Source organism: Lascolabacillus sp., from assembly GCF_028696275.1.
In the GTDB taxonomy this organism is placed as follows: domain Bacteria; phylum Bacteroidota; class Bacteroidia; order Bacteroidales; family Dysgonomonadaceae; genus Proteiniphilum; species Proteiniphilum massiliensis.
On record NZ_JAQVHI010000016.1, the window covers coordinates 31,402 to 43,995 of the forward strand.

Sequence of the window (12,594 nt, forward strand, 5' to 3'; positions counted from 1 at the left end):
CATTGAATTTATCTAACTATCATTGAATTTATATCTATTAGTTGTTTTTAATGAACAATTTCACCTCCTTTACTATTTATATATAAATAAATATTTATTTACCAATGAATACCGGAAATGAATTCGATTCTATGGAGATCGAAGCAATAGAAGATTTGTACAAAAAATACAAAGAAGCGCCTGAAAGTGTTGATGAAAGTTTTCGTTATTTTTTTCAAGGCTTTGACTTAGCTACAAACCGCTTCCCTTTAATACCAAATGAAAAAAATGGTGGTATAGAGCATTCCCCCAAAGAGTTGAATGTAATGCGTCTTATTACAGCTTACCGAAGAAGAGGACATCTGTTTACCAAAACCAATCCTGTTAGAGCCAGAAGGAGCTACACTCCTACACTTGCAATAGAAAACTTTGATCTTTCTGAGAAAGATCTGGATTTAGTCTTTGAAGCAGGTAAAGAAGTTGGTCTTGGCAGAGCAACCCTACGTGATATAATTACTCTACTTGAAGAGACCTATTGTGCCTCTATAGGTGTAGAGTATCGATACATGACTAATCCTGATAAAGTGAAATGGCTTCAGGAGAAGATGGAGAGCTCAAGGAACAGGGAGGATTTGCCTAATGAAAAGAAATTGCATATCCTTAGTTTACTGATAGAGGCTTCAGGCTTTGAGGATTATATGCACAAAAAGTTTGTTGGACAAAAGCGTTTTTCTCTTGAAGGATCAGAATCCATTATACCTGCACTTGAAGCTATTATTTCCAGAGGAGGAGACTATAATGTAAATGACATTGTAATTGGGATGGCACATCGTGGAAGATTAAATGTGCTTACCAATATTATGAAAAAGCCATACTCACAGGTATTTCGTGAATTCAATGCACAAAATTATGATGAAGAGATAAAATATGGTGATGTTAAATATCATCTTGGATATAGTAATACTATTGATTATGAAGGACGTAAAATCTCTATGAACCTTGCTCCAAACCCCTCACATCTTGAAGCAGTTGGTCCGGTTGTTCAGGGAATAGCACGTGCTAAACTTGAGAACGATCATAATTTGAACTATGATGAGGTATTGCCAATTGTAGTTCACGGAGATGCTGCAATTGCAGGACAAGGTGTAGTTTATGAAACTATACAATTTTCAAGGCTTGGAGGTTATAAAACTGGAGGTACAATTCATATTGTTATTAATAACCAGGTAGGGTTTACAACCAGCTACCTGCAGGCAAGATCAAGTACATACTGTACAGACGTTGCAAAAGTTACACAATCGCCTGTATTTCATGTTAATGGAGATGATCCTGAAGCAATGGTTTTTGTAGCTAAATTAGCTCTTGAATTTCGCCAGGAGTTCAATACAGATGTTTTTATCGATCTGCTATCATACAGAAAATATGGTCATAATGAGGGGGATGAGCCACGTTTCACTCAACCTGAGTTATATGATATTATAGCCAAACATAAGAATCCCAGAGATATCTATGCAGATAGGCTTATATCAGAAAAAGTAGTTGAAGGAGCAGTTTTTGACAAAATGGTATCCGACTTTCACAGAAAACTCGATAAATCTTATGAAGACTCTTTAAAGTCGAACAAGTTAAATTTCCAACCTTTTTTGTCAGATAAAAACAGTCATTTACGTCTACCGGCACCACAAGACTTCGAAAAAGAGGTAAACACAAAAGTGTCACGTGAACTATTCCTGGATCTGGCAAAACGCATTACAACTTTACCAGGCGACAGACAGTTTTTCAATAAGACAACCAGACTCTTTTCTCAACGTGCCTCCATGATAGAGGCCAATTCTTATGATTGGGCAATGGGTGAGTTAATGGCTTATGCTACACTTGCAAAAGAGATGATTCCGGTTCGCTTAAGTGGTCAGGACTCAGAAAGAGGCACATTTTCTCATCGTCATGCAGAAATAGTTACTGAAGATGAGGGTACAGAAAAATATTTTCCATTGAAAAACCTGGGTGGCGAGCAGGCTCCTGTAAGAGTATACAACTCTATGTTAAGTGAATATGGTATACTTGGATTTGAATATGGCTACTCACTTGCATTTCCGGATGGTCTGACTATATGGGAAGCTCAATTTGGAGATTTTTATAATGTCGGACAGGTTATAGTAGATCAGTATATATGTTCAGCACAGGAAAAATGGGGTCTAAAATCAGGACTGGTAATGTTTTTACCTCATGGTTATGAAGGGCAGGGGGCAGAGCACTCAAGCGGAAGAATGGAGCGTTTCCTCGCACTTTGCGGTAATAATAATATGCAGGTGGTCAATTGCACCACTCCTGCAAATCTATTTCATGTAATACGCCGGCAAATGTATCGTGATTTCAGAATTCCTCTTATAGTATTTACTCCAAAGAGCTTGTTGAGACATCCTGAGTGTACATCTTCAATTTCAGACTTCACAGAAGGTCGATTTATGGAAGTAATAGAGGATACAGAGTTACAATCTAAGTCTGAAATCAAGAGACTCATTCTCTGTACCGGCAAAATCTACTATGAACTAAAGGACGCCCGTCGTGAAAAGAATTCAGGAGATGTATCAATTATACGTCTGGAGCAGCTGTATCCATTTCCGGAAAAACAGATTAGAGATCTGATCAATAGCTATCCAGAAGATACAGAGCTTGTATGGGTACAAGAGGAGCCGTTAAACATGGGAGCATCTCTTTATGTTAAACAGAGGCTGGAGGATAAGAATATCCAGGTGATAAGCAGGCCTGCAAGCGGGGTTACAGCTGAAGGATTAACAGCACTTCATAAAATCAATCAGGCAAAAATCATTGATAAGGTTTTTGAATAAATTATGGAGCGAATATTTAAATTTTAAACAAAGTAACATGATAATGAGTTAAATTAAAATCATTAGAATATTTAGTCTCATTTAAACTAAAACCAAATAATGGCAATTATAGAAGTTAAAATCCCCAGTCCCGGTGAATCAATCACACATGTAGAGCTTTTCCATTGGCTTGTTGAAGATGGTGCTATTGTTGCAAAAGATACCGAAATCGCGGAACTTGAATCAGACAAAGCAACTCTTATGCTTGTTGCATATGAATCAGGTAAGATATCATTTAAAGCAAAGGAAGGGGATATGCTCGAAGTAGGTTCAGTTGCATGTACAATTGACACTTCAATACAACCCTCTGCTGCAGCCTCTGTTTCTCCTGAACCGGGTAGTACAAAAGCGACTTCTGATTCAGTAAAAGCGGTTGTTACGGAAGATTCATCTAAAGTAGTAAAATCCAAAGAGACTGGAGAAACTCCCGAAAAGGATAAATTAACTGTGAGTGCAATTTCTTCCGAACCGGAAACGAAAAAAAGTGAAGCTCCTGATCAATCTGATTTAGGAAAGGTGAAAATTACTCCTTTGGCACAAAAGGTAATGGATAAGTATGAGTTGTCGGTTGAGGATGTAATAAATGGACTTAAACGTTTAAAAAGAGAAGATGTTGAAGCTGTATTAAATGCAAAAGATAATACAGAAGCTACATCTCAGCCCCTAACATCCGGGTTAAAGAGGCAAGCAAGCAGAGAGTCAAAAACAGAAAGGTTAAGTTCTTTACGCAGAAAACTAAGCGAACGTTTGGTTTCAGTAAAGAATGAGACTGCAATGCTAACCACCTTCAATGAGGTGGATATGAAGCCTATAATGGATATCAGGAAGAGAAATCAGGCCAAGTTTACAGATAAATATGGTATAAAACTTGGTATCATGTCTTTTTTCATGAAAGCAGCATCGGTAGCACTTCTTGAACATCCAAATGTAAACAGTATGTTAGATGGAGAGAATCTTATAACATTTGATTATACTGACATCTCAGTTGCAGTAAGTGCACCAAAAGGCTTAATGGTTCCTGTAGTACGCAATGTGGAAAGTCTTGGTTTAGCTGAGATTGAGAAAGCAATCGCTGATCTGGCCGGAAAAGCCCGAAGTGGCAAACTATCTATTCCTGAAATGACAGGAGGTACTTTTACAATAACAAATGGAGGAGTTTTTGGATCCATGATGTCAACACCTCTGATCAATCCGCCACAGTCGGCTATACTAGGTATGCATAATATAATAGAACGACCAGTAGCGATCGACGGACAAGTTGTTATACGCCCAATGATGTATGTTGCATTGTCTTATGACCATAGAGTTATTGATGGAAAAGACTCGGTAGGCTTTTTATTAAGAATTAAAGAGCTTCTGGAGAATCCAACTGATATTCTATTCGGGGGAAGCAATAGTGAGAAAGCTCTCTTGGAACTTTAATCTACTTTATTGATATTAGGTTTTTCTTTATTTGGGGGGAAAAGGTGACTATTTCACTTTTTCCCTATTATTTTAAATTTTGCGAACTTAAGCAGCAGCTGTTTTCTGCCTGCAGACTCAAACTCAACTATCGCCCGGCGGTCATTTCCACTCATCTCGATAGATGTAACTTCCCCTTGACCGAATCTTTCATGTTCAATTATATCTCCCTCCTCAAGCTCCTTTGCCTCTTTTGATAATGGCATAGAAGATGAGCTGTTATGTACAGAAACTAGTCTCCCTGTACTAGGGCCGGCTTTGAATGAGCTCCTGTCAGATCTTTCTGAGTATATGTTTTTATCAGTCCTGCTCTCTCGTTGCAGTCTTTGTTCACGCATCGTACCCCAGAAATCAACAGCCTTATCTGTTGTTGCGGTACTAAATGAGCTGTTTGATTCCATATAGATATAAGCAGGATCAATCTCTCTCAGAAACCTGCTTTCGACAGCCGAAGTTGTCTGACCATTTTTGAATCTGCTTCTGGCATATGTAATTGTGCAGGTTTTTCTAGCACGGGTGATAGCAACATAAAAAAGACGTCGCTCTTCTTCCAGTCCTCTAATTTCTGATTTTGTCATGGATGATGGGAAAAGATCTTCTTCCATACCAACTACAAACACATTATTAAACTCAAGACCCTTTGCCGAGTGAACAGTCATTAAAGTAACCTTTTCAGCCTCCTCTTCTTTATCAGTATCCTGATCAGTAAGCAGAGAAACTTCTGACAAGAAATCAACTAACCCGATCTCCTCTTCTCCTTGCTCCTGCCTTGTAGATACAAACTCATTAATGGCATTAAGAAGTTCTTGGATATTTTGTGAGCGGCTCATTCCCTCAGGTGTAAGGTCCTGATATGCTTCATGTGCTATGCCTGACTTTTTTAATACCTCCTGAGCAAGTTCAAATGCATTGAGTGATTCATTTTTATCAATAAATTCACATATGAGGTCATAGAAAGCTTTAAGTCTTTTCTGTGTTCCTGAATTCACATTCAGATTATAATCAATAGGAGTAGATATTATCTCCCATAAACTTTTCTGATGAAGTGTCGCAGCAGACGATACTTTGCCAACCGTAACATCCCCAATTCCCCTGGCAGGATAGTTGATAATTCTACGAAATGCCTCCTCATCAGAAGGATTTACTATAAGCCTGAAATAGGCAATCACATCTTTTATCTCTTTACGTTGATAGAACGATTTGCCACCATAAATCCTGTAAGGAATATTTTTCTTTCTCAATGAATCTTCAAATATTCTCGATTGAGCATTAGTTCGATAGAGAATAGCAAAATCACTATATGCAGAATGGTTCTCCAGCCGCATCCTTGCAATCTTGTTTGCAACAACAAGTCCCTCCTCAAAATCAGAAAAAGTGCTGATTACCTCCATTTTCTCGCCAACCTCATTTTCAGAAAACACATCTTTGGCAATCTGCTCAGTGTTTTTCTTAATCAGGCTATTTGCTGCATTTACTATATTTTGAGTAGAACGGTAGTTCTGTTCAAGCTTAAAGACCTTTGTTTCAGGGAAGGTGGATTTGAAATTTAATATATTATCAATATTTGCTCCACGGAACGAATAAATACTTTGAGCATCATCACCCACTACGCACACACGATGATGCTCATCAGCAAGTTGTTTAACTATCAGGTGCTGAGCAAAATTGGTGTCCTGGTACTCATCTACAAGTATATACTGAAACTGATTACGATATTTATCAAGAATTTCCTTATGATCACGAAACAGTATGTTAGTATACATCAGCAGATCATCAAAATCCATACTGTTGGCAGCGCGCAGGCGATTTTGGTATCTCTTATATATCTCAAAAATCTGAGGCTGTCTTGCTCTGTTGTCATACTGAATAATTTCAGTATTTGCTGCATACATGGTTGGAGTAATCAAACTGTTCTTTGCTCTTGATATCTGTCCGTGAACATGGCCTGGCCTGTATTGCTTATCATCAAGATTCATATCTTTAATAATAAGCTTAACCAGATTATGTGAATCAGACGAGTCGAAAATAGTGAAATTGGATTGAAAGCCTATTGAATCAGCTTCTTTGCGGAGTATACGTGCGAAAATAGAATGAAAGGTACCCATCCACAGGCTTCTTGCTTTTTTCTCTCCAACAAGTTCAGCAATACGTGATTTCATTTCCCGTGCAGCTTTATTGGTAAAAGTAAGTGCAAGTATATAGTAAGGAGGTAAGCCCAATTCAAGCAGATAGGCAATTTTGTGAGTGAGTACACGTGTCTTACCCGATCCCGCTCCAGCTATCACCAGTGAAGGACCATCACAAAACTCCACGGCCGCTCGCTGTGCCCGGTTTAACTGATCCAATAAACTAAATTCGTTGTTTATTTCTGTCTTATGCATATACACAAAAGTACAAAAAAAACCGCTCTCAACTGAAAGCGGTTTTATAATCATTAAAAGGACTTTTATCTGAAAGTGTATCGCAAACTCAATGCAAAACCGCTATACCAGTAATCATTATAATCGTTTGTGAAGTTAAAAGATGGCTTCCAGTCGAGAGAAATATTAAAAGGAGCACTCGGGAAAATATATTCCAAACCTCCAATCAGATCAGCTCCAACCAAAAACGCACTATTATAACTGTCTTTATGTTTGTGTATACCTCCAATATGAGCACCCAGACCCACATACCAGTCCAATCCCGGTGCATTAGGTACAGGCTGTTGATATTCATAAAGACCTGTCAGCTGAAACCATCGTGGTGAAGCTGAAAGGATGAACTCACCTGCATTAGAAGGTGCAAAGAAGTGTTTTAGTGATAATCCGCTGTCATATCCCAAACGCACACCAAATGCCGTATTATAACTCTGGGCTTGTAATGTTGTAGTTGTGAATGCTGCTATAAGCAGTCCCGCAAAGATTAATTTTTTTAGTTTCATAAGTCAATTTTTTCGTTAAAAAATAGTTTTAGTTCTGGTTCTTTCACAATTCAAACAAATTACTTTACATTTTGTTTGTGATTGATTAATGAAATTTATAAATACTTTCAAGATAATGTTTATTTACCTTTAACAATCTTCTTTATTTCATTAAGCTTATTAAGTGCATCGATTGGAGTTAAATTGTTCACATCCAAATTGATTATCTCATCTCTTACCTGACTTAATATCGGGTCGTCAAGCTGGAAAAAACTAAGTTGATACCCCTCCTGTTTTTCCACAAAATCCTTTATAGGTTTTTTAATATCACCTTTACGGTTTGAGTTCTCCATCTGAGATAGTATAGCATCTGCCCTTTTAGTAATACTTTGCGGCATACCGGCCATCCTGGCAACATGAATACCAAAGCTGTGCTCACTTCCCCCGGACTTCAGTTTACGAAGAAATATAACTTTATTATCAATCTCTTTTACCGATACATTGAAATTCCTGATACGTTTAAAAGACTTCTCCATCTCATTAAGTTCATGATAATGTGTTGCAAACAGAGTCTTCGCTCTTGCTTTAGGATTCTCGTGAATATACTCTACAATAGCCCAGGCAATTGATATCCCATCATAAGTACTTGTACCCCTGCCAAGCTCATCAAAAAGTACAAGGCTTCTGTCAGAAAGATTATTCATAATATTGGCAGCCTCGTTCATTTCCACCATAAATGTAGATTCTCCTAGCGAGATATTGTCAGATGCGCCAACCCTTGTAAATATTTTATCAACCAGACCTATCTTTGCTGACTCAGCAGGTACAAACGATCCTATCTGAGCCATCAGAGTAATCAGAGCAGTTTGACGGAGCAAAGCTGATTTACCAGACATGTTTGGTCCTGTAATAATTAATATCTGTTGATTATCATTATCCAGATAAACATCATTAGAGACATAAGGCTCATCTGCAGGAAGCTGTCTTTCAATTACAGGGTGTCTTCCTTTTTTTATATCAATAACAAGGCTCTCATTAATCTCAGGACGAATATAGTTATACCTCTCGGCCACATTTGCAAACGAAAGGAGGCAGTCAGCACGAGCAATTATATTTGCATTATTTTGAATAACAGGAATATAACCTATCAGACTTTCAACCAGCTCTGTATATATTTTGTTCTCCAGAGCTATTATCTTCTCTTCAGCACCAAGAATCTTCTCCTCATACACTTTCAGTTCCTCGGTAATATATCTTTCAGCGCTAACCAATGTCTGTTTTCTGGTCCAATCTGCAGGCACTTTACTTTTATGAGTATTTCGCACCTCTATATAATATCCGAATACATTATTAAATGCAATTTTAAGAGAAGGTATTCCCGTTCTTTCACTCTCCCGTTGCTGCAATTTCAGAAGATAATCCTTTCCCGAAAAAGCAATATCCCTGAGTTCATCAAGATCCTTATTTATCCCTTTTCTTATAAATCCACCCTTATTGATCAGAGCCGGAGGATCAGAAACAATCTCCTTTTCTATCTTTTCTCTCAATACCGGACATGGATTCAATAATTCACCCATCTCCCTTAGATTGCTATTGTCAGAATCAGCAAAAGCCTGCTGGATAGGATCAATTGCATTCAGTGCAACTTTTAGCTGAACCACCTCTCTTGGATTAATTCTGCCAACAGCCGCTTTAGAGATAATTCTTTCCAGATCTCCAATAAGAGAAAGCTGTTGAGCAAGAAACTTTTTCAACTCAGGATCACGAAAAAAGTACTCAACTATATTTAAACGATCATTAATTGGCAAAACATCTTTTAGTGGAAAAACAACCCAACGTCTCATAAGACGCGATCCCATTGGAGATATAGTCTTGTCAAGGATATCCAGCAAACTTTTACCACCTTCATTCATTGGAGAAAGCAGCTCCAGGTTTCTTACCGTGAATTTATCAAGACGTACAAATCTCTCCTCTTCAATTCTGGTTAATGATGTTATATGTTCAATATTTGGATGCTGAGTGATATCCATATAATGTAAAATAGCTCCAGATGCTATGATACCTTGTTCAAGCTGCTCAACACCAAAACCTTTAAGGCTCGCAGATTTAAAATGCGCCAATAGTCTGTCACGAGCTGCATTTTCAGTAAAAATCCAGTCATCCAGAACCGAGGTCATCCATCCCGAACCAAATATCTCCTCAAATTTCCTTTTTTTTGAATGCTCAATCAAAATTTCCTTAGGAGAGAAGTTTGATAACAGTTTGTCAATATTGTCCTTTTTACCTTCAGTAGTAAGAAACTCTCCTGTTGATATATCAAGGAATGATATACCTAAAAGATTGTTTGTAAAGTGAATCGCACAGAGAAAATTATTCTCCTTATGGTTTAGAACATTGTCATTTATCGATACACCCGGCGTAACCAGTTCAGTTATACCCCGTTTTACCAGTTTTTTAGTTGTCTTTGGGTCCTCCAGCTGGTCACAAATTGCTACCCTTTTCCCTGCCCTGACAAGTTTGGGCAAGTAAGTATCAAGAGCATGATGAGGGAAGCCGGCCAATTCTACAAACTGTGCAGCACCATTGGCTCTTCTGGTTAGAGTTATTCCTAAAATCTCAGATGCTGTTATCGCATCATCCGAAAAAGTCTCATAAAAATCACCAACTCTGAAAAGCAGTATAGCGTCGGGATGTTGACTCTTTATCTCAACAAACTGCTTCATCATTGGTGTTTCTGCTATTTTTTTTGCCACAAGCTACAAATCAAGTTAATTTAAGCAGGCTTAGTTGCCGCTATTTCAAATCAAAAATACAAAAAAAACAGCACTCTCAAAAAGTACTTACTCACACCTCATACTTACTTCGCTCTTATGATCTTCTTTTAAAATAAAAGAATCCAAGAACAAAGAGTGTTGAAAGAAACATTAAAGTACAATTTATGTTAACAGAATTTTCTTTAATTCCTTCACACCTTCTGAAGCTCCCATTCTGATATGATGTATGTCTCTTCTTCCGGTATTTACATCTTTAGGGTCAATAAGATAAACAGGGGTGTCATACTTTACGTCATGAAGCAGACCGGCTGCCGGATAAACATTCATTGAAGTGCCAATAATTACAAATATATCAGCTTTACGGGTGATTTCTTCAGCGACTGACATCATAGGGACCATCTCTCCAAACCAAACTATGTGAGGACGTAACTGAGAACCCTTCTCGCATGTATCACCTAAAAGAATTTCACATTTTTCAGGGTCAATATCATAGACTAGCGACTCATCAGCCGTAGAGCGTGATTTCATCAATTCGCCATGAAGATGAATAACAGATGAGCTACCTGCCTGTTCATGCAGATTATCAATGTTTTGAGTAATAATATTAACTTCAAAATGTTTTTCCAGGTCCACCAGTCCATAATGTCCCTCATTAGGTTTCACAGAAAGAAGTTCACGTCTCCTGATATTATAAAAGTTAAGTACCAATTCAGGATTTGCCCTGAAACCTTCGGGAGTTGCAACCTGTTCCACTGGATATTTATCCCACAGTCCCCCAGAATCTCTGAAAGTAGAGATACCACTTTCTGCGCTCATACCTGCACCAGTTAGAACCACCAATCTCTTTTTCATAGTTTTTTACCTCTTTTTACCTCAAATATAGCTTTTTATACCAAGATCAAAACATTTTACGAGTTAAACATACTCTATTTATAATTTAAATCGTACTTTTGTACGATAATTCGAAAAGTAAATATATTAATGGACAAATTAAGTTATGCATTGGGTATGAGTATGGCCTCAAACCTAATGAATTCAGGACTCAAAAATATAGATGTTGATTCCTTTGTAAAAGCCTTCACAGAGATCATGGATAACAAAACTCCTTCAATGTCTCCACAAGAAGCAAATCAGATATTACAGGACTATTTCACCAAACAACAAGACGAGATGCTGAATAAGAATCTGGAAGCAGGAAAAGCTTTCCTGGAAGAAAATAAAAAGCGAGAAGGTGTTGTAACATTACCAAGCGGGTTACAATATGAAGTAATTAACGAAGGTGATGGTGCAATTCCCAAAGCTACAGACAAGGTTAAATGCCACTACCATGGTACACTTATTGATGGTACAGTATTTGATAGCTCAGTACAGCGTGGTCAGCCGGCTGTTTTTGGAGTAAATCAGGTCATAAAAGGATGGGTTGAAGCACTTCAGCTTATGTCCGTTGGCTCAAAATGGAGATTATATATTCCTTCAGATCTTGCCTATGGAAAGCAGGGAGCGGGTGGTTCAATTGAGCCAAATACAACTCTGATATTTGACGTGGAATTATTGGGAATTGTATAGTAAAAAGAATACATATAATAATATTAAGTAAAATGAAGAAAACAATTTTAGGCACTTTTAGTGCATTAGCAGTTTTGGCGGTTATGATGATCTCCTGCGGAGGAGCATCTACTCCAAAGACCTCCTTGAAAAATTCTGTTGACAGTGTTTCTTATGCTTATGGAGTTACAATGGCTGATCAGGGATTAGCACAATTTCTTGAGCAGGCTGGTGTTCTTTTAAGTACATCAGACATTGAGTATGATTATCAATTGAGGATCGCTGCGGCAGATTCAACAGAAAAAGCTGCTTTACTTGCAGAGAAGGCAGCAAAAATTGATTCAATTAATAAAGTTAACGGACCAAGATTAAATGAATTCATCAAAGGTATGAAAGAGGCTATTAGTCTTGATGAAAAATCTCCCTATGCACATGGATTAAGTATAGGTGTACAGTTTTCACAGCAGCTTCTGCCACAGTTTAACTCTATGGTCTATGGTGAAAACTCGGATCAAAAAGCAAATAGTGATCAGTTACTTGCTGGTCTGATCTCAACATTGAAGAATCAGGAACTTGCAATCAATAAACTTGATGCAAATAATTTGATACAGACAGAAATGGAGAAAGCTCAGGAAGCACAGACGAAGCGTCAGGAAGAAGAGCTTAAAGAACAGTATCAGGATGAAATTGCTCAGGGTGATGCATTTATGTCGGAAAATGGATCAAGAGAAGGAGTGGTTACTCTGCCCAGCGGATTGCAGTATGAAATTCTTACAGAAGGAAAAGGTGCAATCCCAACAGATACCGACAGAGTGAAAGTTCATTATCACGGAACACTTATCGACGGTACTGTTTTTGACAGCAGCGTTGAAAGAGGTGAGCCTGCAACTTTCGGAGTAACTCAGGTTATTGCAGGATGGACCGAAGCTCTTCAGCTTATGCCTGTAGGTTCAAAATGGAAACTTTATATTCCTTATGACTTAGCTTACGGTTCTTCGGACAGAGGTTCAATAAAACCTTTCTCAAACCTTATTTTTGAAGTTGAATT

8 protein-coding genes are annotated in these 12,594 nt (G+C 37.9%); 4 read left to right on the plus strand and 4 right to left on the minus strand.

Annotated features, from left to right (window positions below):
- The first annotated feature begins 104 nt into the window (after positions 1–104).
- Both PHO43_RS05835 and odhB read left to right on the plus strand, forming a co-directional pair.
- The gene (locus PHO43_RS05835) at positions 105–2,828 is read left to right on the plus strand and encodes a 2-oxoglutarate dehydrogenase E1 component (protein WP_288011621.1); all 2,724 of its coding nucleotides are present in this window, start codon (positions 105–107) and stop codon (positions 2,826–2,828) included.
- 99 nt (positions 2,829–2,927) lie between these two features.
- Positions 2,928–4,289: a 2-oxoglutarate dehydrogenase complex dihydrolipoyllysine-residue succinyltransferase gene (gene odhB, locus PHO43_RS05840; RefSeq protein ID WP_045090692.1), complete on the plus strand. Its 1,362-nt coding sequence runs from the start codon at positions 2,928–2,930 to the stop codon at positions 4,287–4,289.
- 53 nt (positions 4,290–4,342) lie between these two features.
- Here the strand turns inward: odhB and PHO43_RS05845 are convergent, their stop codons facing one another.
- The 4 genes from PHO43_RS05845 to PHO43_RS05860 form a co-directional block, all read right to left on the minus strand.
- Complete coding sequence (locus PHO43_RS05845; RefSeq protein ID WP_045091061.1) at positions 4,343–6,709, minus strand: ATP-dependent helicase; 2,367 nt, start codon at positions 6,707–6,709, stop codon at positions 4,343–4,345.
- A 65-nt stretch (positions 6,710–6,774) separates the two neighbouring features.
- On the minus strand, positions 6,775–7,248 hold the full coding sequence (locus PHO43_RS05850) for a hypothetical protein (protein WP_045090693.1): 474 nt from the start codon (positions 7,246–7,248) through the stop codon (positions 6,775–6,777).
- Between the two features lie 119 nt (positions 7,249–7,367).
- Positions 7,368–9,953 carry a DNA mismatch repair protein MutS gene (mutS, locus tag PHO43_RS05855; protein WP_197272072.1) on the minus strand — a complete coding sequence of 862 codons (2,586 nt, stop codon included), beginning with the start codon at positions 9,951–9,953 and terminating at the stop codon, positions 7,368–7,370.
- Between the two features lie 210 nt (positions 9,954–10,163).
- Positions 10,164–10,853, minus strand: coding sequence for an SIR2 family NAD-dependent protein deacylase (locus PHO43_RS05860; RefSeq protein WP_045090695.1), 690 nt, complete (start codon positions 10,851–10,853; stop codon positions 10,164–10,166).
- Between the two features lie 129 nt (positions 10,854–10,982).
- On the opposite strand from PHO43_RS05860, the gene bamJ (PHO43_RS05865) reads away from it, so the two are divergent.
- Positions 10,983–11,567 (plus strand): BamJ family beta-barrel-assembly machinery protein, encoded by a 585-nt coding sequence (gene bamJ, locus PHO43_RS05865; RefSeq protein ID WP_045090696.1) that lies wholly within the window; start codon positions 10,983–10,985, stop codon positions 11,565–11,567.
- A 32-nt stretch (positions 11,568–11,599) separates the two neighbouring features.
- Positions 11,600–12,594 (plus strand): BamJ family beta-barrel-assembly machinery protein (gene bamJ, locus PHO43_RS05870; RefSeq protein WP_288011624.1); only part of this gene is annotated, 995 nt, incomplete at its 3' end.

What these genes read in the sequence shown, in the direction of transcription:
- mutS (WP_197272072.1), bottom strand. Translation starts at nt 9,953, where the DNA reads ATGATGAAGCAGTTTGTTGAGATAAAGAGTCAACATCCCGACGCTATA.
- PHO43_RS05845 (WP_045091061.1), bottom strand. Translation starts at nt 6,709, where the DNA reads ATGCATAAGACAGAAATAAACAACGAATTTAGTTTATTGGATCAGTTA.
- PHO43_RS05850 (WP_045090693.1), bottom strand. Translation starts at nt 7,248, where the DNA reads ATGAAACTAAAAAAATTAATCTTTGCGGGACTGCTTATAGCAGCATTC.
- odhB (WP_045090692.1), top strand. Translation starts at nt 2,928, where the DNA reads ATGGCAATTATAGAAGTTAAAATCCCCAGTCCCGGTGAATCAATCACA.
- PHO43_RS05835 (WP_288011621.1), top strand. Translation starts at nt 105, where the DNA reads ATGAATACCGGAAATGAATTCGATTCTATGGAGATCGAAGCAATAGAA.
- bamJ (WP_045090696.1), top strand. Translation starts at nt 10,983, where the DNA reads ATGGACAAATTAAGTTATGCATTGGGTATGAGTATGGCCTCAAACCTA.
- PHO43_RS05860 (WP_045090695.1), bottom strand. Translation starts at nt 10,853, where the DNA reads ATGAAAAAGAGATTGGTGGTTCTAACTGGTGCAGGTATGAGCGCAGAA.